This window comes from Dyella sp. M7H15-1 (assembly GCF_004114615.1).
Classification (GTDB): Bacteria; Pseudomonadota; Gammaproteobacteria; order Xanthomonadales; family Rhodanobacteraceae; genus Dyella_B.
The window spans coordinates 3124015-3147322 of sequence record NZ_CP035300.1 but is presented as its reverse complement, the minus strand read 5'-3'; the positions used below and the strand labels follow the sequence as shown (position 1 = coordinate 3147322).

25 protein-coding genes are annotated in these 23308 nt (G+C 59.4%); 9 read left to right on the top strand and 16 right to left on the bottom strand.

What is annotated here, in order from left to right; genetic code table 11:
* Positions 1 to 68: 68 nt before the first annotated feature.
* The 10 genes from tolB to EO087_RS14365 all read right to left on the bottom strand — a co-directional run bounded on the left by tolB (position 69) and on the right by EO087_RS14365 (position 9095).
* Positions 69 to 1391: a Tol-Pal system beta propeller repeat protein TolB gene (gene tolB / locus EO087_RS14415; RefSeq protein ID WP_128899477.1), complete on the bottom strand. Its 1323-nt coding sequence runs from the start codon at positions 1389 to 1391 to the stop codon at positions 69 to 71.
* Between the two features lie 8 nt (positions 1392 to 1399).
* Entirely contained in the window at positions 1400 to 2344 is a 945-nt protein-coding gene (gene tolA, locus EO087_RS14410) for a cell envelope integrity protein TolA (protein WP_128899476.1), read from the bottom strand.
* Positions 2345 to 2494: 150 nt separating this feature from the next.
* Entirely contained in the window at positions 2495 to 2941 is a 447-nt protein-coding gene (tolR, locus tag EO087_RS14405; protein ID WP_128899475.1) for a protein TolR, read from the bottom strand.
* Positions 2942 to 2978: 37 nt separating this feature from the next.
* Entirely contained in the window at positions 2979 to 3665 is a 687-nt protein-coding gene (gene tolQ / locus EO087_RS14400) for a protein TolQ (RefSeq protein WP_128899474.1), read from the bottom strand.
* Positions 3666 to 3697: 32 nt separating this feature from the next.
* On the bottom strand, positions 3698 to 4105 hold the full coding sequence (gene ybgC, locus EO087_RS14395; RefSeq protein ID WP_128899473.1) for a tol-pal system-associated acyl-CoA thioesterase: 408 nt from the start codon (positions 4103 to 4105) through the stop codon (positions 3698 to 3700).
* Position 4106: 1 nt separating this feature from the next.
* Complete coding sequence (gene ruvB / locus EO087_RS14390; RefSeq protein WP_128899472.1) at positions 4107 to 5150, bottom strand: Holliday junction branch migration DNA helicase RuvB; 1044 nt, start codon at positions 5148 to 5150, stop codon at positions 4107 to 4109.
* A 158-nt stretch (positions 5151 to 5308) separates the two neighbouring features.
* The gene (locus tag EO087_RS14380; RefSeq protein ID WP_128899471.1) at positions 5309 to 7186 is read right to left on the bottom strand and encodes a potassium transporter Kup; all 1878 of its coding nucleotides are present in this window, start codon (positions 7184 to 7186) and stop codon (positions 5309 to 5311) included.
* A gap of 33 nt (positions 7187 to 7219) precedes the next feature.
* Positions 7220 to 7816 (bottom strand): Holliday junction branch migration protein RuvA, encoded by a 597-nt coding sequence (gene ruvA / locus EO087_RS14375; protein ID WP_128899470.1) that lies wholly within the window; start codon positions 7814 to 7816, stop codon positions 7220 to 7222.
* The gene (gene ruvC / locus EO087_RS14370) at positions 7813 to 8334 is read right to left on the bottom strand and encodes a crossover junction endodeoxyribonuclease RuvC (RefSeq protein ID WP_205744381.1); all 522 of its coding nucleotides are present in this window, start codon (positions 8332 to 8334) and stop codon (positions 7813 to 7815) included. Before ruvC ends, ruvA begins: the two co-directional genes overlap by 4 nt.
* Before the next feature lie 29 nt (positions 8335 to 8363).
* A complete protein-coding gene (locus tag EO087_RS14365) occupies positions 8364 to 9095 on the bottom strand; it encodes a YebC/PmpR family DNA-binding transcriptional regulator (protein WP_128899469.1) in 732 nt (243 codons plus the stop codon).
* Between the two features lie 338 nt (positions 9096 to 9433).
* Here EO087_RS14365 and EO087_RS14360 point away from each other — a divergent pair, with 338 nt between their 5' ends.
* A complete protein-coding gene (locus tag EO087_RS14360; protein WP_164931860.1) occupies positions 9434 to 10444 on the top strand; it encodes a pentapeptide repeat-containing protein in 1011 nt (336 codons plus the stop codon).
* Between the two features lie 190 nt (positions 10445 to 10634).
* Here the strand turns inward: EO087_RS14360 and tnpA are convergent, their stop codons facing one another.
* From tnpA to EO087_RS14330, 6 genes are all read right to left on the bottom strand, one after another.
* The gene (tnpA, locus tag EO087_RS14355) at positions 10635 to 11066 is read right to left on the bottom strand and encodes an IS200/IS605 family transposase (protein ID WP_128898495.1); all 432 of its coding nucleotides are present in this window, start codon (positions 11064 to 11066) and stop codon (positions 10635 to 10637) included.
* A 154-nt stretch (positions 11067 to 11220) separates the two neighbouring features.
* A complete protein-coding gene (locus EO087_RS14350; protein WP_128899467.1) occupies positions 11221 to 11865 on the bottom strand; it encodes an alpha/beta hydrolase in 645 nt (214 codons plus the stop codon).
* Positions 11866 to 11943: 78 nt separating this feature from the next.
* Positions 11944 to 13722, bottom strand: a complete 1779-nt coding sequence (gene aspS, locus EO087_RS14345; protein ID WP_128899466.1) for an aspartate--tRNA ligase — start codon at positions 13720 to 13722, stop codon at positions 11944 to 11946.
* A 560-nt stretch (positions 13723 to 14282) separates the two neighbouring features.
* The gene (locus EO087_RS14340; protein WP_128899968.1) at positions 14283 to 14591 is read right to left on the bottom strand and encodes a zinc ribbon domain-containing protein; all 309 of its coding nucleotides are present in this window, start codon (positions 14589 to 14591) and stop codon (positions 14283 to 14285) included.
* A 74-nt stretch (positions 14592 to 14665) separates the two neighbouring features.
* Positions 14666 to 16171: a cobyric acid synthase gene (locus tag EO087_RS14335; RefSeq protein WP_128899465.1), complete on the bottom strand. Its 1506-nt coding sequence runs from the start codon at positions 16169 to 16171 to the stop codon at positions 14666 to 14668.
* A 304-nt stretch (positions 16172 to 16475) separates the two neighbouring features.
* Complete coding sequence (locus EO087_RS14330) at positions 16476 to 17147, bottom strand: response regulator transcription factor (protein WP_128899464.1); 672 nt, start codon at positions 17145 to 17147, stop codon at positions 16476 to 16478.
* Positions 17148 to 17351: 204 nt separating this feature from the next.
* Here EO087_RS14330 and EO087_RS14325 point away from each other — a divergent pair, with 204 nt between their 5' ends.
* The 8 genes from EO087_RS14325 to EO087_RS14290 all read left to right on the top strand — a co-directional run bounded on the left by EO087_RS14325 (position 17352) and on the right by EO087_RS14290 (position 23296).
* A complete protein-coding gene (locus EO087_RS14325; protein WP_205744380.1) occupies positions 17352 to 17678 on the top strand; it encodes a hypothetical protein in 327 nt (108 codons plus the stop codon).
* 270 nt (positions 17679 to 17948) lie between these two features.
* Positions 17949 to 18428 (top strand): hypothetical protein, encoded by a 480-nt coding sequence (locus tag EO087_RS14320; RefSeq protein WP_128899463.1) that lies wholly within the window; start codon positions 17949 to 17951, stop codon positions 18426 to 18428.
* 130 nt (positions 18429 to 18558) lie between these two features.
* On the top strand, positions 18559 to 18960 hold the full coding sequence (locus tag EO087_RS14315; RefSeq protein WP_128899462.1) for a hypothetical protein: 402 nt from the start codon (positions 18559 to 18561) through the stop codon (positions 18958 to 18960).
* Positions 18961 to 18964: 4 nt separating this feature from the next.
* Positions 18965 to 19564 (top strand): hypothetical protein, encoded by a 600-nt coding sequence (locus tag EO087_RS14310; protein ID WP_128899461.1) that lies wholly within the window; start codon positions 18965 to 18967, stop codon positions 19562 to 19564.
* Positions 19565 to 19581: 17 nt separating this feature from the next.
* A complete protein-coding gene (locus tag EO087_RS14305; protein ID WP_128899460.1) occupies positions 19582 to 20385 on the top strand; it encodes a hypothetical protein in 804 nt (267 codons plus the stop codon).
* Between the two features lie 9 nt (positions 20386 to 20394).
* Positions 20395 to 21060: a DUF4255 domain-containing protein gene (locus tag EO087_RS14300; RefSeq protein ID WP_205744379.1), complete on the top strand. Its 666-nt coding sequence runs from the start codon at positions 20395 to 20397 to the stop codon at positions 21058 to 21060.
* 6 nt (positions 21061 to 21066) lie between these two features.
* A complete protein-coding gene (locus EO087_RS14295) occupies positions 21067 to 21627 on the top strand; it encodes a hypothetical protein (RefSeq protein ID WP_128899459.1) in 561 nt (186 codons plus the stop codon).
* A gap of 25 nt (positions 21628 to 21652) precedes the next feature.
* On the top strand, positions 21653 to 23296 hold the full coding sequence (locus EO087_RS14290; RefSeq protein ID WP_205744378.1) for a phage tail sheath C-terminal domain-containing protein: 1644 nt from the start codon (positions 21653 to 21655) through the stop codon (positions 23294 to 23296).
* Positions 23297 to 23308 lie beyond the last annotated feature (12 nt).

The window sequence follows — 23308 nt, the reverse complement described above, 5'->3', positions numbered from 1 at the left end:
ATCACTGCGCCCCGGGGCCCTTCTCAGGACACCCAACCGCTACCCCAAGGGTGGCGGTTGGGTTGGATTCAATTTTTACGGTAGGGTCCCCAAGCTGGCTGACGAACATCACCATCGGCCAACATCAGCCGCTGCCTCACCATACCGTCATCCGAAACGGCATACAGCACGTCCCGTGCTCCATCGGTGGCCGCATAGATCAGCATGCTGGCGTTAGGTGCAAAGCTTGGCGATTCGTCGATCGGACCGGGCGAGATGTAGCGCATCTGCCCACCGAGACTCTGGTCCACGATGGCGATACGATACACGTTCCCGCTGGCCTGCACCATGGCCATCTGCTTGCCGTCGTAGCTGATCGCCGCATCCAGATTCTGTTGACCCTGGAAGGTGACGCGCGTTGGCGTGCCGCCGCCGGCCGACACCTGATAGATCTGCGGACGGCCCGAACGGTCGGAGGTGAAGTAGATACTCTGGCCATCCGGCGACCAGACCGGCTCGGTATTGATCGCAAGGCTGCGCGTGAGACGAGTTTCCTGGCGGGAACCCAGATTCATCACGTAGATCTCCGGATTACCGGTGTAAGACAACGACAAGGCCAGCTTGCTACCGTCCGGCGACCAGGCCGGCGCACTGTTGATGCCCTTGCCACGACCAGAAATAAGCTGCCGCGCACCCGTCGAAATGTTCTGGATGTAGATGGCGGAGTTGCCACTCTCGAACGACACATAGGCAATGCGGCTGCCATCCGGCGACCACTTCGGAGACAGCAGTGCTTCATGCGAACGCGCCACCACCTGCGGGTTGTAGCCGTCCGAATCGGCCACGATCAGCGAATAAGTCTGGTTGGCGCCAGTGCCGACCGAGGTGATGTAGGCGATGCGAGTCCAGAACGCACCCGGGATGCCAGTGATCTGCTGGAAGATCGCATCGGCGATCTGGTGCGCCACGCTGCGCAGATCGCTGACCGAGGCAGGCGGCATGGCCGCACCCAGCAGACGCTGCTGGCGGTTCACATCCCACAGTTCGTATTCAATGGAAACCATGCCGTTGCCGGCATCCTTGATACGGCCGATCACGATGTAGTCCTGCTTGAGTAGGCGCCAGGTGGCGAACTTGATGTCCGAACCCTGGCTGGGCTGTTCGACGATCTCGCTGACGGCCAGCGAGCGGAATTTGCCGCAGCGGTTGAGGTCGTTGCGGATCACGTCGGCAACATCGGTTGGCAATGGCGAGCCACCCTGCTGCGCGAACGGTACTACCGCGATCGGCGTGGCGGTTTTCACGCCGCCGACGATCTGCACATTCAACGATTGCGCCGCGGCGGGACCGGCGACCAAGCCTGCGATCAACAGCAGGATAAGGGTAAGTAGCGATCGAGCGGATCTGCGCATAGGCTTGCTCACTGCGGTGTGAAGGTGAAATCGATCTCGCGCTGGAACACGCTTTCGAAGCCCTTGTAGGGCAGCGGCTGCGCACGCAACACGGCATTTTCGACCGATCGCCTGCCGGCGTCATCATAGGGGCAATTGCCGACAACCTTTGCGCTCATGACGTTACCACCAGGCAACTGCACGATATGAACCGTGCATGGAACGCTGGGCATGTTATCCGGCCGGGTCCAGTTCTGTGTGACGGCGTTCTGAATAGCCGCCGCGTATTGCGACATCAGGTCGCTGTTTGCGGCGTTGTTGCCGCTCTGGCGCTGCGGAGCGTTAGGCAGGTTAGCCTGGCCGTTGTCCTGGGCGTTTTTAAGGTCTGCAAGCTGTTGCTTGGCCTGCTTGGCCTTGGTGTCGGCCTTTTGCGTCTGCGCAGAAGCATCATTGAGCTGCTTGAACAGCTCATCGACTTTTTGCTGCTCCGCCTTGCGCTTGGCCGCCTGCGCATCCAGTTCGGATTGACGTTGCCGCTCCTTTTCTTCCTGCACCTTCTTGGCGTCCTCAGCCTTTTGCAGCGCGTCCTGCATCACGCGCTCCTGATCTACCGTATTCGGGTTTTTCGGCGGCGGTGGCAACTGACTGGGTTTCGGTGGCGGCTGCACCTGTGGCGGCGGGGGCGGCGGCGGTACCGACGGTGGCGGTGGCACGGTGTTGGGAATCGGCTTGATCTTCTCCGCCTTGGGTGGCGGCGCGCCCGTATTGCCGATCAGGGTCGCCTCAATCACCGGCCCCGTCAGTTGCAAAGGTGGCGGTGTGCAAGAGATGGGATTGGGTAGCCCCAGCGCGCTGAGGAATTTCTCGTAGCTCGTGCACGGCAGCATCGCCAGAAACAAGAACGCGACAATGCCCAGATGCAGGACAGCCGAGAGCACGACCGCCAGCGGAGTCCCTTTAGAGTCTTCTTTCATGCTCCAAGCGCCCCGCATTGCCCCTGAGCGGTTGCCATGCGGCAGCGCGTGACTTGACTTGACAGCCAGTCAAGCGCTGCGCTGCGCCCTACCACCTGGCAATCGCTCAGGGGCAATGCGAGGCGCTTGGAGCATGAAAGCAGACTCTTGTTACGGTCGTCCATTTGGCTTGCCCGACTCCGGCGCACTCATCAAGCCGACCTTGGCGACGCCAGCCTGCTGCAACAAGGCCAGTACCTGGTAGACACCGTCGTACTTGCCATCACGATCACCCGCGACCAGCACGCTGACGTCCGGATTCTCCTGCACGAACGCGCCGACCTTCACCTTCAAGGCATCGGCATCGATCGGCTCTTTCTTGCTGGTGCCGAGGGTGAGGTACATCTGTCCTTGGCTATCCACCGAGACGATGACTGGCTCCTTCTTGTCCTGCAGCGACTTGGCGTTGGCCTGCGGCAGATTCACGTCGACGTTTGCATTGAGCATCGGCGCGGTGACCATGAAGATGATCAGCAGCACCAGCATCACGTCAATGTAGGGTACGACGTTGATCTCGGATTTCAATTTCAAGCGCTTGTGGCGCGCGGAATTACGCATGGGATGCTCTGTTCCATTCTACGTGGGCGTCACCGGCTCAGTTCGTGTCGTCGACCTGGAGCTGCCGCTGCAGCACGGAGGAAAATTCTTCCTGGAACACCTCGTAATGCGAAGCGACACGCTCCACCTTGTTGGCATAGCGGTTGTAGGCCCACACGGCTGGGATAGCCGCGAACAGCCCCATCGCGGTGGCGATTAGTGCTTCAGAGATGTGCGGCGCGACCACCGCGATAGTGACGTCCTTCATTTCGCCCAGGCCCTGGAAGGCGCCCATGATGCCCCACACCGTACCGAACAGGCCGACATAAGGACTGATCGAGCCGACGTTGGCGAGGAATTCCAGATTCCGTTCCAGCAAGCCGATTTCCTTGGTGCCCGCCACACGCATCGCACGCTCGGAGCCTTCGATCACCGTGCGCATGTCGCTGACGCGACGCTGGCGCTGGCGCACGAATTCGCGAAAGCCCGATTCAAAGATGTTCTCCATGCCGCCGTTGTCATTGCCGTTATTGCTCACCTCGCGGAACAACTGAGCCAGGTCCGCACCGGACCAGAAGCGTTCTTCGAAGGACTCGGCATTTTCCATTGCCGCCTTGAGCTGCGAATACTTGCGGATGATGATTACCCAAGACAGGAAGGAGAACAGTATCAGCGCCAACATCACGAATTTCACGGGCCAGCTTGCGCCCGCAACGATCTCGAAAACGTTCAATCCACCATTCATGGCTTGGGGGTACTCCACCGCAAAGGTATGTCTTAAGTTCTGGGGACGATCCGGTCAGCGATATCGACTGGAATCGGGGCGGGCCGCATCCGTTTCAGATCCACGCATGCTGCACGCACCTGCGCCTGGATCAGCACAGCTCCATCCGACCGGGTAATGCTCTGCGCGAAAAGGATACTGGCTGAACGCCGTTCTTTGACTTCCACGCTCACCCACAGTTCATCGTCCAGCAGGGCAGCACGGAGAAAGTCGATCTCCATCCGGTGTACCACGAGGCCCAAGCCAGTGGCTTCCTTCAAAGCCATCTGGTCTACGCCCAGGCTGCGCAACCACTCGGTGCGGGCGCGCTCCAGGAAGCGCAGGTAACTGGCATGGTAGACCACGCCACCGGCATCGGTATCTTCCCAGTAAACGCGGACTGGCCAGTCGAAACGCGTCATCTCAGCCATCTTGATCGCCGAACAGATCCGCTGCCTGTGGTTGGCGCGGTGGCGGCGCAAGCCCGAGGTGGCGCCAGCCTTTCGCACTGGCCATACGTCCTCGTGCGGTACGCACCAGGAAGCCCTGCTGGATTAGATAGGGTTCGACCACGTCTTCAAGGGTGCCACGGTCCTCGCTGAGTGCGGCAGCCAGCGACTCGACGCCGACGGGGCCACCATCGAAATTCTCGATGATGACCGTAAGCAAGCGCCGATCCAGTTCATCGAAACCTTCGGCATCCACCTTGAGCATGTCCATCGCGGCCTGCGCCGCCTGGGGCGTGATGCATCCACCGGCACGTACTTCAGCATAATCGCGCACGCGACGTAGCAAACGGTTGGCAATACGCGGTGTGCCACGCGCGCGACACGCGATTTCCCGCGCACCTTCAAGCTCGCAGGCAATGCCGAGAATGCGCGCCGAGCGACGCACGATCGCGGTCAGTTCGTCCGGCGAATAGAACTCCAGGCGTTGCACGATGCCGAAGCGGTCACGCAAGGGAGCGGTAAGCAGACCGGCACGCGTGGTGGCGCCGATCAGGGTGAAGGGTGGCAGGTCCAGCTTGATCGAGCGTGCAGCCGGGCCTTCGCCGATCATGATGTCGATCTGGAAATCCTCCATCGCCGGATAGAGCACTTCTTCCACCACCGGCGACAGGCGATGGATCTCGTCGACGAACAACACATCGTGCTTTTCGAGATTGGTCAGCAGCGCCGCCAGATCGCCCGCCCGCTCCAACACCGGACCGGACGTGGAGCGCACGTTGACGCCCAGCTCATTAGCAATGACGTGGCTCAACGTGGTCTTGCCCAAGCCCGGCGGCCCGAAGATCAGCACGTGATCCAGCACGTCACCCCGCTTCTTCGCCGCCTCGATGTAGATCGACAACTGCTCGCGCACCGCCTGTTGGCCGAGGTATTCGGCCAACCGCTTGGGACGGATCGAAGCTTCCAGGGTTTCATCGTCGAGCTGGGCGTCGGCGGTGATGAGGCGGTGATCGGTCATGGCCGGGAGTCGGGAGTCGGGAATCGGGAATCGGGAATCGGGAATCGGGAATCGGGAATCGTCAATGGTGAGAGCAAAAGCGCGCCATAGCAAATAATTTAGCAAGCAGGAATGACCGTGGTTTTTAACGATTCCCTATTCCCTATTGACGATTCCCGCTAAATTTCCACCTGCGTCCCCAGCTCGATCAGCCGGTTCCCTGGAATCTGGAAGAACGCCGTGGCCGGCAGTGCATTGCGCGACATGAAGGCAAACAGGCGATCGCGCCACAGCGCCATGCCAGGGCGACGCTTATCCGCCACGACGTTTTCGCGTGAGAGGAAGAAAGTAGTGTCCATGAGATCGAGTGACAGGCCGCTCTTTGCGCACTTGGACAGTGCCTGCGGAATGTTCGGGTCTTCAGCGAAACCAAAGCGCAATTCGAGGCCGTAGAAATCGCCATCCAGCGGCACCAGATGGATGCGTTCCTCGGCATCGGCCACTGGCGTTTCGAGAATTTCCACCGTCAGCATCACGTTACGCTCGTGCAGTACTTTGTTGTGCTTGAGGTTATGCAGCAACGCATGCGGCACGGCGTTCTGGTTGGCGGTGAGGAACACCGCCGTGCCGGGCACGCGCAACGGTGGATGCTCGGTGATGTTCTTGATGAAAGGCATCAGCGCCAGGCCACCCTGCTTAATCTCGCGCACCACCAGCTCGCGGCCACGACGCCAGGTGGTCATGACGATGAACACACCAAGACCCAACACCAGCGGGAACCAGCCACCGGCCTCAACCTTCAGCAAGTTGGCGGAGAAGAACGACAAATCGATGATCAACAAACACGCGCCCACCACGATCAGCCATGGCAAACGCCAACCCCATTGATGGCGCGCCACGAACAGCGCAAGGATCGTGGTGATGCTCATCGTGCCGGTCACGGCAATACCATAGGCCGCGCTCAGTGCATCGGAACTGCCGAAGCCAACCACCGCTGCTAGCACCATCACCAGCAGAAAGCTGTTCACCCAAGGCACAAAAATCTGGCCGGACATTTCGCGCGAGGTATGCACGACCGGCATGCGCATTGAATAACCCAGCGACATCGCCTCACGAGTCATCGAGAAGGCGCCAGAAATCACCGCCTGCGAAGCAATGACCGTAGCCATGGTGGCCAGACCGATCATCGGATACAGGAACATCGAAGGCACTGCCTTGAAGAACGGATTGTCGATCGCACTGGGATCGCGCAACAGCAATGCTCCCTGGCCGAAATAATTGAGTACCAGCGCCGGCAGAATGAAGCTGAACCATGCAAGCTGGATCGGCTTCTTGCCGAAATGCCCCATATCCGCGTACAGGGCTTCGGCGCCCGTCAGCGCCAGCACCACGCCACCCAACGCCATAAAAGCACTCCAGCCGTGATGGATGAAAAAGTGGTAACCGTAATGCGGCGAAAGCGCCCTCAACACGCCAGGGTTTTGCACGATATTGTACAAACCAATCACCGCGATGACGATGAACCACACCACCATCACCGGCCCGAACAACTTGCCCACGCGATCGGTACCATGCTTCTGCAAGGCAAACAGGAAAAACAGGATGACCGCACTGATCGGCATCACCCAGTGCGCCAGCCCCGGCGCCGCTACCTTCACGCCTTCGACCGCCGACAATACGGAAATGGCCGGCGTGATCACGCCATCACCATAGAACAGGGCCGCGCCGAAAATACCGATGATGGCCAGCACCCAACGCATCCGCGCACTGTCACGCACCCCACGCAGGGCCAACGCCATCAGCGCCATGATGCCACCTTCGCCCTTGTTGTCGGCGCGCATGATGAACACCACGTACTTCAGCGACACCACGATGATCTGCGCCCAGAAAATCAATGACAGTATGCCGAAAATACTATCCGGCTCTGGGGTCTTGCCCTCATAACCGAGCGTGGTCTGCAAGGTGTAGAGCGGACTGGTGCCGATGTCGCCATACACCACGCCGATGGCGCCCAGTGCCAACACCGCCACGCGCTTTCTGGCCTCGGACTCGCTCATTCCTTGGTAAATATCGTGTCCCACAAAGAATCCTCAACTTCCAAGTGCGGCGCGCAGCGCCTTGCGGATGATGGTTTCGGCACTGTCATCTGGAACAGCCACCTTTTGCACCAGCCGGGTGACTTCGGCGGGTTTGTAACCAAGCTGCTGCAAGGCCACGGTAGCTTCGGCGGCAGGATCGAGCGGTGCGTTCGACGCGGCGGAAAAACCCGGCACGCTGGCACCAAGACCATCCACGCGATCGCGCAACTCCACCACGATGCGCTCGGCGGTCTTCTTGCCGATGCCAGGAATTTTGGTCAGGGCGACCACATCGCTAGCCTGCACAAAACGTGCAAACTCTTGCGTCGAGACGCCAGACAGCACGGCCAGCGAAATCTTCGCACCGATGCCGCTAACCTTTTGCAGATTGCGAAACAGGGTGCGCTCGGATTCGTGCAAGAAGCCATAGAGCGCGACGCTGTCTTCCTTGACCGCGTAATGGGTAAGCAGGGTGACTTCCTTGCCGGTCGCCGGCAAGTCGTAGATGGTGGACATGGGCGCTTCCAGCTCGTAGCCAACGCCGCCGACCTCCACCATCAGCCATGGCGGCTGCTTTGAAACAAGAATGCCTCGAAGTCGGCCGATCATCGGCGACGTCTCCATGCGGTGCGTGGAATGCCTACGCGTTCGAGACTGGAACGCGTGTGCGCGTGCGCCACGGCAATCGCCAGCGCGTCAGCCGCGTCAGCCTGGATTGGGCCTTTCAGCCCAAGCAATACGCCAATCATGTGCTGTACCTGTGTCTTGTCGCTGCGGCCACCACCGACCACAGCCTTCTTCACTTCGGTCGCTGCGTATTCGTGCACGGTAATCCCCCGATGAACCACGGCGCAGATAGCTGCGCCGCGTGCCTGCCCGAGTTTAAGCGCCGAGTCGGCGTTGCGTGCCATGAATACGCGCTCGATGCCACACTCGACCGGACGATAGGCCGCGATGATCTCACCGACACCATCAAAAATACGTTTCAGGCGCAGCGGAAAGTTCTCTTCGCTAGCCACGACCAGAGCATCATGAAAAACATGTGACAGCTTGCCCGCGGCATCGACATCCACAATGCCGATGCCCGTGCGCTGACTGCCTGGATCAATACCAATGATGCGGATCATCGCAAGGTAGCTGTCGCAATGACCATCACTTAGGCAACGTCAACCGGCAGCAAAGCGTTGTGATACACCTCGCTGACGTCATCGAGCCCGTCGAGTTTTTCCAGCAGGTCGGCAAGGGTTTCCAACGCCTCGCCGGTGACGGCAACGCGACTGTTCGGACGCATCACCACGCCCGCGTGCTGCGCATCGAGCTTCGCTTCGATCAGTGCCTGCTGCACCGTTTCAAAATTTTCCGACGCGCAAATCACGGTGCTTTCACCGTTTTCGTTGATCACATCATCGGCGCCAGCTTCGAGTGCCGCCTCAAACAGCTTTTCTTCCGCCGCCGTATCGCCGCCAGTCGCAAACACCAACTCGCCACAACGAGTGAACTGGAATGCCACCGAGCCGCTGGTGCCGAGGTTGCCGCCATGCTTGGTCAGCGCATGGCGCACATCCGCGACCGTGCGGATGGAATTGTCAGTGAAGCATTCGATGATCAGGGCGATGCCGGCCGGGCCATAGCCCTCGTAGCGCAGCTCTTCCATCTTCGCGCCACCGTCGGCGCCAGCGCCACGCTTGATCGCGCGCTCAATAGTGTCCTTGGACATGTTGGCGGTCAGCGCCTTGTCCACTGCCGTGCGCAGGCGCGGGTTGAGATTGGGATCAGCCACGCCGGCACGCGTGGCAACGGTGATTTCGCGGATCAGTTTGGTAAACACCTTAGCGCGCTTGGCGTCTTCAGCGTTCTTGCGACCTTCGATGGACGGGCCTCTACCCATGGCGATTCCTGACTGGATCAGATGATAAGCGAATGATTTTACTGCATTGCGCCTAGTGCAGTGTCTCAAAAATAACCTTAAATAAGTCGCCGGCGAAGCCTGAGGGGGCAAGTCTTGCGACACGATCCGCGTAGGGGTGCGAACCCAACATCGTGGTTCGTGAGAGATGGCAACGTTGGGGTTTGCACCCCAACCTACGCGTTCACCCGTATCGAGTGATGGCGGGACGGACTTAAGTTAGTGCCATGGCCACCAAGGTGTTTCTCGAAAAACTCAGGTGTTTACCCGATGCTAGATCGTTAGTCCGTAGAGTCATAGTTTTCCCACTTGCATATTGCATGCAAGTTTTGCTTAGCCAACGCACTTTTCACAATCTTAAATTTAATCAAAGATTAAGAGGTGTTGATATGGAAGCATCATTTCCCGCTTACGTACACAGAAGTGCTCAAGACGGACAGAATCATCTACCTGTTTCGCCCGAAGAAGAAGCAAGACGGGCTTATCTGAATCTTTGCAGCGGTGACTTTTCATCGCGTCTAACGTCATTAACAACCCTTGCATCGATCGAAGATCCGGGTTTAATGAGGATCTATACTCAAAACATTAATAACCTGCCTTTTGAAGACAAGCAGCTCCTGCCCATTCCCGAACTTATCCGAGAAATGTCCACACAAGGTCCGGATCAAGAACGACAGATGGTTGATTTTGTGAACAACCTTGATCTGACTGACGTGACTTTCGAAGACGCTGATTTTAACGGCTTGCGCGTAAGCGGCCTTAAACTTTCCAATATCAGCCTGACGAACCCGGATTTTCGCAATGCAAGGCTAGAAAATTGTGAATTTAAGGGCGTTGTGATGGATCGCGCAAACTTTTCGTCTGCCACCATCATCGACACCAGAATGATAGATTGCTCTTTATTTAAAATGAACATGAGTCAAACAAAACAGATTTGCAGCACATACGAGCGCTGCGATATGCCATACACGAATTTTAGCGAATCCATTCTCAAATACTTGAACTTATCATCATCCCACCTTACGCGTTGTAATTTTGAAGGGGCTGAATATAGCGAGACATCATTCCCTCCATCAAGCATTCGCCAAGAACATCCCGAAAAATCTAGCGAGGACGAAATACCAAGTTACGAAGTCCACCCCTTCGTTAATCGCCAGGACGCTGTCACGAGTAGAGAGCCTCGCCGTGAAAGAAATAATACCAAGTCAGTTTCTTTTCTTCCGCTTAGCTCATGTAGAGTGATCGAGATAAACGATAGCAATAAGACTGAAGATAAGTTCGATTTTTCAGTGCCCACAAGTGAAATAGACCAACATGGAGAACGCCTGTAAAGAAAATGCATCACGGCATGGACACCAGTGCCTAAGGCATCCCTAAGTTTTCCACTTTCCGGTCAATGGTTCCTGCTTCGTTCCGACGTTCAGCCCCGTCGCAGTAAGTATCCCCCGGCAAAGCCGGGGGCTTTATTGGGTGAGCCCCTCAAAGGGGCGATAACAGCGTGAGCCGCCTGAAGGCGGCGGGCTACACGCCCAGCTTCATCTGGTCGTAACGTTCATCCTCTTGCTCTTGGTTTCGGATGTATGCCCTCACCATCGCTTCGTCCAAGCCCACCGTCGAGACGAAATAGCCTCGTGCCCAAAACGACTCCCCAGTGAAGTTTCGATTCCGTCCTCCGAACTTGCGCGCAATGGTGATGGCACTCTTACCCTTGAGGTAACCCACCACGTTCGACACTGCATACTTCGGCGGAATGCTGATGCACATGTGAATGTGGTCGCTCATCAGGTGGCCTTCCACAATCTGCGATTCCTTGTGCGAAGCCAACTCGTGGAAGACCTCGCCCAAGTGCTTGCGTAACTCTCCAAACACCTGCTTCTTTCTCCGCTTGGGAATGAACACCACGCGGTACTTACAGTCCCAACGGGCATGACTCAAGCTTTGATACTCTTTCATCGTGAACCTCGTCTCTTGGTCGAGATTTCAGGTTCACTACGACCGCCGTATAGGTCAAACCTTGGTGAGTCCCCCGGCAAAGCCGGGGGCTTACCTCATTCTGAGTTATTGCGACGGGAACGGGCGATGTTGAAGACTGATCTTGCCCGATATCCTAGGTATCACTACCGTCAAGGACCGGCCCGAACTGACCTTCACGTAAAAATCGCGTGGTAAGCCGGGCCACCTCGGCCGATAGCAATAAACCGGTATGGCTGGTCTCGACCACGCAATGGGCGGCTAGGCCGGGCAGACAGGTCTCCTCCACCGCCACCGTGCCATCGTGCTCACCGGCGATATGACCCAGCATCGCCCCCAGTCCAATCGGCATGCGGCCGGCGATCACGCCCACCTCGCGCGGCCCGTTCCATGCTTCGAATCCCTGCTCCAGCAACGGGCGGTTGTGCCCAAGCAATACCTCGCTGCCTCGCCCCCAGCTTGCGAACGCACGCGCGACGGCACTGCCCTTGAGCGGCGAGCCAAGACAAACGATGCGGCCCGGCGGAAGCTGGCCCGGCTCTAGGCAGGCGCGCAAGGCCAGCAAACCACCCAGGCTGTGGCCGACCAGATGGACGCTCTCCGGCGCGCACTCCTCCATGCCCGCCCGCAAACGCTTTAGGATGTGATGCTGGGTCGCCGCCACGCTCATATAGTCGAAGCGATGAACGCGGAAGCCCTCTTCCATCAGGCGCTGATGCAACAGGCCCAGCGCGAAGCCGCGCATCCACAGGCCGTGCAGCAGGATGATGTGTTCGGTCATGGGGGAGGTGCCGGGAATCGTAAATCGTCAATCGAGAATAGTTGAAAGCCGCCGCCGGAACGCTGCTGCGCCCCACTTCTACGATTCCCGAGTCCCGATTCCCGAGTCCCGCACCAACACATGCAGCTCCTTCAGTTGCGCCTCGTTGACCAACGATGGCGCATCGGTCATCAGATCCTGCGCGCTGGTGGTCTTGGGGAAAGCAATCACGTCGCGGATCGACTCCGTGCCGACCATCAGCGCGGCAATGCGATCGATGCCGAAGGCCAGGCCACCGTGTGGCGGCGCACCGAACTTCAACGCCTTGAGCAGGAAGCCAAACTTCATCCGCGCTTCTTCCGCATCGATGCCGAGCAACTCAAACACCGCACTCTGCATCTCTGGACGATGGATACGGATCGAACCGCCGCCGATCTCGTTGCCATTGAGCACCATGTCGTAACCACGACTCACCGCATGGGCGGCGCTGGCACGCAGATCGGCTACATCATCAACCTTCGGCGCGGTGAATGGATGATGCAGAGCAACGAAGCGTTTTTCTTCTTCGTCATATTCGAACATCGGGAAGTCGGTGACCCATAGCGGCTTCCAGCTATTTTCGACCAAGCCGCGATCCTTGCCGACCTTCAGGCGCAGCGCGCCCATGAAATCGGTGACCGTCTTCCACTTGCCCGCGCCGACAAACACAATGTCACCCGACTGTGCACTCGTCGCCTTGAGCACCGCGTCGAGTGCTGCATCATCAAGGAACTTGGTCACCGGCGAGTTGATGCCTTCGCGGCCCTTGACCAGATCGTTCACTTTGATCCAGGCCAGACCCTTCGCGCCGTACTTGGCGACGTATTCGGTGAGCTGGTCGATCTCCTTGCGGCTGAGCGATGCACCGCCCGGCACGCGCAGCGCGGCCACACGGCTAGCAGGGTCGTTGGCCGGCTCCGCAAATACCTTGAATTCGACGTGCTTGAGCGCATCAGCCACGTCGGCCAGTTCCAGCGCAATGCGCAGGTCCGGTTTGTCCGAACCGAACCGGCGCATGGCTTCTTCCCAGGTCATGCGCGGGAACACGGCAGCCAGTTCCACGTTCACCACTTCCTTGAACACATGGCGAATCAAGCCTTCGACGAAATCCTGCACGTCCTTCTCTTCGACAAAAGCGAATTCAAGATCAAGCTGGGTAAATTCCGGTTGGCGATCGGCGCGCAAGTCTTCGTCGCGGAAGCAGCGCGCGATCTGATAATAGCGATCGAAGCCCGCCATCATCAGGATCTGCTTGAACAACTGCGGCGACTGCGGCAACGCGTAGAACTGGCCTGGGTGCACGCGGCTGGGCACCAGGTAGTCGCGTGCACCTTCCGGCGTGGCCTTGGTGAGGATGGGTGTTTCGATGTCCTGGAAACCACGCGCATCCAGATAGCGGCGCAGCGCCTGCACCAGCTTGATGCGGGTGCGCATCATCGCCTGCATATCCGGGCGGCGCAGGTCGAGGTAGCGGTAAGTCATCCGCATGTCCTCGTTGGGGCTCTCGTGCAGCGCGAACGGCAGATCCTTCGCGACGTTGAGAATCTCCACCTTTTCCGCCAACAGCTCGACCGTGCCGGTGTTGAGCTTGTCATTGGCCGACAAGCGCTTGCGAATGCTGCCGGTGACACGCACGCAGTATTCGTAACCCAAGTCGCCGGCCACGACGAAAGCGGCGGCGTTCTCGCGCTCGATGACGACCTGGACAATACCCTCATGGTCGCGCAAATCGACGAAGGCGACGTGGCTTTGCAGGCGAAGGGTATTGACCCAACCGCACAGGGTAACGGTCTGGCCGACCAGCGACTCATGGATAAGGCCGCAATAATGCGTGCGCATACGAAAAGAAACTCCGGGCCGCCTGGGCGGCGAATTGACATGGAAAAGACCTGGAATCTTAGCACTGGTGGTGGGACGATCATCTCCCTGTCCCGCAAGGGACAGGGAGATGATGCTTATCGCGCGAGGCATAAGTTGGCCACGCTTTTTCTCCCTCTCCCCTCTGGGGAGAGGGTTGCCATGAAACACACCGTACCTCCGGATTCGTCGCCCCGGCGAAGGCCGGGGCCCAGCGTCTTCGCTCTTCGTAGAACGCCGACTCAGGCAGAGCACTGGCGAACTAAAGTCACTGGGTCCCGGCCTGCGCCGGGATGACGAGCAAAAAAGCGCGCATTTCGCACTCATGAAAATGTGATCAAGAGACAGGCCTTCGCCGGGGCGACGATGAGTGAAGCAGGTTTCATCATGGCGGGTGCCGCCGCGCGGCATGACCGTTGGGGTGAGGGGCAAATCTTGCGGAATGGCTACGTCTACACGGGAACCTGTGACAACCTGCTGGGATGAAACCTACGCACTGATGGCTGCCGGTCGCGGGATGAAAGTGCGCTTAGTCAGCAGAACTATTCGGCGCTGGGAGCTGGCGCGGGCGCCTGCGCGGGCTTGCTCTCAGCCGGCGCCGGCGCCGGGCTAGACTCAGCCGGCTTGCTGCCCGCCGCATCCCCCGCCAGATTCCGCTTCTTGTCCCCATCTTTCTTGAAATCCGTCTCATACCAGCCGCCGCCGGCCAAGCGAAACTGCGGAGCACTCAGTTTTCGCTGTACCTGGGGTTTGCCGCAATCGGGGCAATTGGACGGATCAGGGTCCGATAGCTTCTGCAGGCGATCGAACTGATGCCCGCAGGCATGGCATTGGAATTCGTAGATGGGCATAGGCAAAACATCTCCACTGGACCAAGGGCCATAGGGCCGGCGGTGCTAATGATTATCGGGGTAGATAGGCGATTTTAACCGACGGTAAGCATCGGATGCAGGCAGTTGACGTTTACGCATGGGGCGATTCCTAACCATCGCTCCAACCGGACCGTATCGAGATGCGCCTCAACGGCATCGGCAAGCCGATCGATACTTGCTTCGCGCAAAACATGCACGTCCACGGTTCCAGCACTGTGCAAGCCAGCCCACTGCAGCAAGGCGCGCAAGGCTTGCGGATCGTCGAACACGCCATGCAGATAGGTACCAATGATCTGTCCATCCGCCGATAGTGCGCCATCGCTGCGACCGCCATCGAGTTGTGCGAACGGGCGCGCGAGCGCCGGTCCATAACTGACGCCACCATGGATTTCATAGCCATGTACGTGGGCGTTGGCGAAACTCAGGCGTCCGCGCACCCGATGTAATTGTTTGTCCAGCTCAAGCGTGGTTTCCAGATCCAACCAACCTAGCGCCTCGCTGGAACCTGGCTCGCCCTCCCTGCCCAGTGGATCGTGGATGGCACGCCCCAGCATCTGCAAACCGCCGCAAATGCCGATCAGCTTGCCGCCATAACGCAGATGCCGTGCGATCGCTGTATCCCACCCCTGTGCACGCAGCCACGCAAGATCGGCGCAAGTGGATTTGGAACCCGGCAAGACCATCAAGTCGCAAGCTGGCGGAGCCTCGTCGGGCCCCACTATATGCAGATCGACCTGCGGATGCGCACGCAGGGCATCGAAATCCGTGTGATTACTGATCCGTGGCAAAGCCGGCACCGCCACACGCAGCAAGGCATCCGGCTTGCTATCCCTTTCGCGCGGCAAGGCATCCTCGGCCTCCAGATACAAGCCTTGCAGATACGGCAGGACGCCCAGCACCGGTTTGCCAGTTTTGCTCTCCAGCCATTCAAGCCCGGGCTGAAGCAAGGCGAAATCGCCACGGAAGCGGTTGATCACGAAGCCTACAACGCGCGCCTGCTCACTTGGCGACAACAACGCCAACGTACCAACCAGATGGGCGAACACGCCACCACGGTCGATATCGGCAACCAGGATGACCGGACAATCCACCGCTTCGGCATATCCCATGTTGGCGATATCCCGATCACGTAGATTGATTTCCGCCGGACTGCCGGCGCCTTCCACGATCACCACATCGTACGTATCGACGAGGCGTTGATGCGATGCCATCACGGCATCGAACGCCCGCCGTTTGTACTCGTGATAATCACATGCATCCATATCCGCTACCGGATGCCCGTGAACAATGACCTGCGCACCGATATCGCTGTTAGGCTTGAGCAGCACTGGATTGAAATCCACTTGCGGCTCGATGCCACACGCCTGGGCCTGCACCGCCTGTGCTCGCCCGATTTCACCGCCATCCATCGTCACCGCCGAATTCAACGCCATGTTTTGCGGCTTGAACGGCGCCACGCGCAGACCGCGCCGGCGCGCCCAGCGGCACAACGCCGTCACCAGCGCACTCTTGCCAGCATCGGAGGTGCAGCCTTGCACCATCAGCACACGCGCGGTCATCGCAACATCTCGGTCAGCACCTTATTGATCCGGCCCACGAATAGTACAGGTGGCACCCATTCACCAACCGCGTTGGAAAGCGAGATTGGATGGCCATGGTGCGAACTATTTGAGGGCCCAATCAATAATGTGCCGTCATCCCAGCGAAAGCCCACTGCTGCCCGGCACACCTTTTGCGAGCCGATGAACATGCAAAGCTTGTCAAAAACTTGCTTTGGTGGAGCAACAGGACAACTCACTAAACAACACGAGACGCGTCGGGTGAGTCAAAGATCACTCGCAAAGCAAGCGTGCGGGTTGCGAGTCAGGAGCTCACGGAATGAGGTATGACACCCCAGCTCACCAGTCCCGCATCCAGCGCAACGCGCGCTGCTTGCGTGCGATTGGCGACGTGCAGCGCCTTGAAGATGCCCGATACGTGTGCCTTGACGGTTTTTTCGGAAAGATCGAGGCGGTGGCAGATCGCTTTGTTGGAGAGGCCGCGGCACAGCAATTGCAATACGGCTCGTTGACGATGGGTAAGCGACGCATGCGCCGTCGGATCGAAGGCCCATGACCTGCTCGACACAGGCGAAGATTCGTCCTGCAACAGCAATGGCGGCACGTAGACGTCGCCGCCCAGCACAAGGCGGATCGCCGACTGGATCGTGTGCGGGCTGGCCGACTTCGGCAAGTAACCGCGCGCGCCGCATGCCAATGCATGCCTGGCGTATTCGGGATGTTCCGAGTGTGACAGTGCGATGACCGGCACCGGCGCGGCTGCCCGCACGAAATCCGCTAATTCCGTCGCGCCCTTGACACCTGCCGCAAGCGGATCGATCACAATGGCAGCGAGATCCGGATGCTCTTTGACCAGACGAAGTCCATGATCGGCACTCTCGACGTCCTGCACCACGGTCTCCGTTTCCAGTCGGCTCAGCAAGACGGCCAGGCCGGTACGCAATACGGAATCGTCGTCGATCACCAGCAGTTTCATGGCTAGCCCCCTGGGCATAGGCTTTCTTTTTGCTTACGCGAAGCCTACCGTGGGATCGTTGCATGAGCACGCGTGCATGCCACGTGAAGAAATGGCAAGACTTTGGATAGGCAGGCGCGCCATCGGTGCGAACGTTATTTTGCAAATGAGCGCAGCGCATAAGCCGCAGCGCCTCACCTTTCACTGAAAGCAAAAGGAGCGAGCATGGCCCAGATCATCGTGTGGGGTGCGATCAACAAGGACGGAAGCATCGCCAATGGATCGAAGGCGCAGAACGGAAACTACAATTTTTCCGTGAACCGCACGGGGGCCGGCACGTACCTGATCAATTTCTCCCCAGCCTTCAACCATCTACCCGCCATCACTGGGTCGCAATGGGGGTTCGGCACTAGCCAGAACACCAAGGACAACGTGACCTTTCCGTTGCTCAGCGCCAACCAATCGACGGTCTTTACCGGCGATGCAGGGGGCAATCGCAGCGACCGCAATTTTTCCTTCATCGCGATCGGCATCGTCAACGTCGCGCCGTGATTTGAGTCGATGCATATCAGATGGGTCTTTGGTCCTAAGCCTTTCGTTGGATTTACTTGCAGCGGGCGATGGTTCACCTTTCTTCGACCGGCCCGTACCAGAAACGGCGTGCTCGCAGGCAGCCCGACAGGGGGAGGCAAGCGACCGTCGGGGTCGTAACGTGCCCATGCACCAGGCGCTTCGGCTTCAACGAGCAAGGCGGACGCGTGCCAGGCACAGTCCGCCGAGGCGCTTTGCACCGATACCTCGTTCCCTGAAAGGAGAATTGATATGAGCGACATGTCGACCTCGAAAGAGACTTCCAAGCATGCCTATGCGGCGAGTGCGACCGCATTGTACAAGTACAAATCCGCCATTCTGACGGTGACCAATGCAGCACCGGGTACACCCATCATCGTGTCGATTTCCACGAAGAAGGGAACCATTGTGTGGAGTTCCGGCGATCCTGCCGACACTGAGTCCTCGGGCATCAACATGGTGGTTTCAACGGGTTCGCTGCCGTTGACCAGCTTCATGGTAACGGCCAGCCAGATCACCTTCGAGACGGCAAAAGGAGGCAGCGCGGTTGCGTTCAATCTCAATGGCTTCTTATGCGCGAGCCAGGACCTGACGGATTTTTCGGCGACATTGCAGTCCGTCCCGTCGGGCGCACAGGTCACGCTGGGGCTGGGTGGACAAAAGGCGAAGACCCTGACCTTCAATACGACCACCAATTTCGACTGGTCGAACACCTCGGCAACCATGCAATAGACCGTTGCCGCAAAACGGGGGTGCTTCCGGCACGCACGACCGGAAGCACATCCTTCGACAAGAACTTGGCAAGCAACGCCGACTGCGTGATGGCGTGGCAAGCTGTCAGCGCGGCAAGCAGGGGATGGCCATGCCTTCGAATGATCTGGCGCTATACCAGGTTGCCTTTCAATTTCAGTTCAAGGACACGATGAGCAACCAGATGCTGGAAATCGCCGTCCTCGATTCGAACGAGTTCGTGATATCGAGCGAAAAGAAGTCGCAGCTCACGCCTTACATGGGCTCCTCCACGCCGCCGATGAACAATGCCAGCATCTGGACCACGGGGCTTTTTCTCAACGTCGCCAGCGCAGCGGCCTACGACAGCGTTGCGAACGTCGTCTGGAGCACGTTCGAGAACGGCTCGCTGCGGCTTGACCTCAATACCCATGGCGCCAACATCGCGGCGTCTTATTCATTGCTTGACGGCCCCGGTGGAGGTGGACAGCTATACCCTGGGGAAAACACCATTTCGATCAACAAAAGTCGGTAACGCCATGACCGAGAAGAAAGCCAGGCCGGCGGACGCTGCAACCGAGGCGATGGCGAATGAAGGCGTTGCCGCTGGCGAGCAGCAGCCTGTCGTATTGCCTGCGCAGACGCTGACCGATCCCGGCATGCATGCTGATGCTGGCGGCAACCCGCGCATGAGCGAGGTGATGAAGCGGCATTTGAGTTCGCACCTGAACGAGCGCGATCTCATGGCCGCCATGGCGCAGTCGGATGTGCCGGTACTGTGCAGGCCGCTGACGATCTCGCTGCAAAACGTGCGCGCCAACAGCAAGGCTTCCTTGATCATCCGCGACGACCAGGTTGCCATGTGGAGCGAAGGGGACGGTGCTGGGTTGGTTGGCCTCAGTTTTTCCACCACCCGTGATCCCGCACTGTATTTGCGCAATTACCTCATCAATGCGCGCGAGTTCTACGTGCAGACCTACAACACCTGCCAGGAAATACTGGTGAATCTCTATGTGCGCACCGCGCAGCCCGGCTTTCGCGGGCGAGTGGATCTGCCGCCCGGCGCCGTCGCCACCTTGCAGTCCAACACCGAGCGCGTCAGCCTGGTCGGCCTGAGTGCCTTCGCGATCGATTTCTGATGCAGGGGGAAAGCTGCATGTCGTACCGAAATGCGATACCGGTGGTGCTTCAGTTCAGCAACGTGGCATCCAACTCCTATCTCAACATCACGCTTACGACACCTGGCGCGCGCTGGTCGATGGGAGGGCGCATTGGCGACAGCCTTGGTTTCTCCTACAACGTGCTAGCGCAGGATGTGTACGGCAATGTGCCCGTGTTGCAGAGCGTTTCCTTCAATGGCGGCATTCTGGAGATACGCACCTCCAGCGTCGCACCGGCGCTGAACAAATTTTCGCTTACGTTGTTTCTCGATATCGAGCCGGACGTGCCTTTTCTGCAGGGCTATTGCACGCTCAACAACGAAGCCGTGGTGAGCGCTTTTCTCGGCGGCGAGCAGCCCGTGCAGTGGTACAACGGGCGGATCAGCGCCGTGCTGCCAGCGGCGCCCCGCAACTGTCGCAGCGTGCTGTTTACGATCAGCGGGCTGCAGCCGGGCTCGCCGTTGATGCTGGATGTGATTGCTGGAGCGCCCGGCTCGGCCCGCTGGACGCTGGGGCCGGAGGTACCGCAGGCGCTGGGCGCGGCCTTGAGCAGCACCGGCGGAAACATTCCGCTGGCGTCGTTCACCTATAACGACAAGCGGATCGTGATGCAGACCGGCAACGGGCAAGGCGGCACGCTCAGCGACGTGCTGATGGTTGCCTATGTGTCGTGGCAGCCGGCCGATCTGTCCTGCATTTATCTGAAGGCGATCGCCGATCCCTCGGTATCGGTATGCGCACAGGTCGGAACACGGCAGCCGCAATGGATCAGCCCGACCTATTCGGTCTTCACGCTCTAGGGAAAGTCGATGGCCTTAAGCCATGTGTTAGCCGTGCAGAACGAGCCGCCATTGTCGCCGCCGGACGATGCCAGCGGGCAGGTCGTGCGCTGGGTGAGCGAATCGCTGCGCGACCTGATCCGCACCCACATCTCCGAACTGTCGGCGGAGTCCGCGGTGGTATTCGAATCGCCCGCGGAGATCGAAGCACAGGGCGAAAACAAGCTTTCCCTGTATCTGTACCAGATCGAGCACAACCCATGGTTGCGCAACGAACCGCCGACGCTTGGCCGTATTCCTCAAGGCGCCACCGGCTCGAATGCGTTGACGATCACACCGGCGCCGATGGTGGTGGATCTCGTCTACATGCTGGTGCCGTATGCGAAGTCCGCCGAAATGGAGCTGGTGCTGGCCGACAAGCTGATGCGGCTGTTGCACAACGTGTCGTGGCTGCAAGGGCCATTGCTGCACCCGGGTCTGGAGGAAACGGGCAACAGCCGCATCCAGATCGTGCCGCGCGATTCGTCCGTGGACGTGATGCGCGATTTGTGGGCAGGCTTTTCCGGCAAGTCATACAAGTTCACCAAGCTGTATACGCTGTCACCCGTGCGGATACCTTCGGAACCGGCCTTCGACGAATACATGGTGACGCAGGTCGACACGACGCTGGTGAACACGCGTCCGCTAAGGAGTTGAGTGCGCATGGGAACGCTGCTTTGCCTGTCTGCCGTGGTCGAATTGGTCGATGGTTTTCTCGACCGGCCGGCGCGCGTGGCGGCGCCGCGCTTCGAATGGGACGGCAAGCCGTGCATGCCGATCGCCAAGCCGCAGGCGCGCTACGTGTTCTTCGACGTGCGGCCTGGTGCGCACGTATTGCGCGTCGTGGTGCCGCCTTTCGATGCATGCGAGATGGAACTCGTGCTGCCTGAAGCGGCCTGCGCTTCGGAGCGGCTGATCCGCTGCGTGCTGAAGCCAGGGCCGCACTACGCCTATCCCGCATGCGCCACCCTCATCCACGGCCGCGTGTGCGGCACGGCAGGCGATGCGACGATCAGCGCCGATTACCGCTCGGTCCACGGACGTCCGCACACCGTGCAAGCGCCTGCCGGCAACGATCGCGACTACGTGCTGGTGCTGCAGGGAAAACTGGCCGATCCGACCGCGGTGAGCTTGCGCGTCGATGTGCCCGGCGGCGTGGCCGCACAGCAGCAAATTTCCGTAACGCCGGGGCGCGCGACGCGCGTGGACGTTCTGCCCAAGTAATGCCCCAACACAGAGGAACAGGATCGTGGCGACTTATCTGCATCCCGGCATCTATATCGAAGAAATCCCCGGTGCGCGCAGCATCCAGGGCGCATCGACGTCGGTGGCGGCATTCATCGGCGGGGCCGAGATGGGGCCGTTCAACGTACCCACGTTGATCACCAGCTGGAACGCCTTCACGCGCCAGTTCGGCAGCCTTACCTGGAACGGCTTCATGCCCTGGACGGTATACGAGTTCTTCCAGGAAGGCGGCACCAGCTGCTACGTCGTGCGCACCAGGCAGACCGGCTCGGGCCAGGGCACGCTCGCCACGGCGACGGTGGGCGGAACCACGTTCAGCACCGCCAGCATGGGCACGTGGGGCAACCTGTTGCAGGTCTACATCTGCAACGGCAGTTCCGGCAGCCCATCCAGTGGCAGTTCGGATCAGACACCGATCTTCAACGTGCAGGTGGTGGTGCCCGACTCGGTCATCAATCCAAGCCAGCCGCCCACCGATCAGGCCACGCAGATGCTGATCGCCTACGTGAACCAGAACGGTCTGGCCAGGACTCCCATCGGCGATGCCAGTTCCGGCAGTGCGAGTTATTACTACGTGCTGGAAGCCTTCAGCGGCTTTACCTCGGCGGACGCTTCCTTTGCTTCGCGCATCAATACGCAGTCGATCTTCATCCGCGTCACGCAATACGACAAGACGCGCCCGGATAACACATCCGCACCGGTTCCCTTCACCAATGGCCAGAATGCCTCGTGGGACATCAGTGCCGCGCTCAATACGCTGGAAACCGTACAGGCACTGAGCCTGCTGGCGATGCCCGATACGGTGGGCATCACCAACAGCAGCGGCGTCACCGATCCGGTCACGCAAAGCGAATGGGTGAACCAGGGGTTGTCGCTGTGCGAGAAGCTGGCGAGCCTGTTCTACGTGATCGATCCGCCGTATGGCCAGGATGTGGCGGGTGTGCTTTCGTTCAAGAACGGCACGCCGCCGCCCGGCACATCGCAGGGCGGCCAGGCGATCAATTCCAGCTACGGCGCGCTGTATTACCCGTGGGCGTGGATCTTCAATCCGCTCAGCAACAGCAACGTACCGATGCCGCCATCCGGGCCGTCGCTTGGGCGCTATGCCTATACGGATGGCAGCATCGGCGTGTGGAAAGCGCCGGCCGGCGTCAACGACGGCGCCATGCGCACCGTCACCGCGCTGTTCATGCAGCTTACCGATGCCGATCAGGACACGCTCAACCCGAACGGCATCAACGCGCTGCGCAACCTGATCAATTACGGCAACGTGATCTACGGCGCGCGCACCGTGTCGCAGGATTCGCAATGGACGTATCTCAGCGTGCGGCGGCTCTTCATCTTCGTCGAGCAGAGCCTGCGCAACAGCCTGCAATGGGTGGTGTTCGAACCGAACGATCAGCAGCTATGGGCGGCGGTCACGCGCGACATCAGCGCGTTCCTCACCACGCTGTGGCAACAGGGCGCGCTGTTCGGGGCCACCGCGCAGGAAGCGTTCTTCGTCACCTGCGACGCATCCAACAATCCGCCGGAAACGCGCCAGCTTGGCCAGTTGATCATCGACATCGGCCTGGCGCCGGTTTATCCGGCCGAGTTCGTGATCATCCGCATCACCCAGAAGACCGCCGGCCCAGATTCGGGTAGCTGAGCAGGAGCTTGA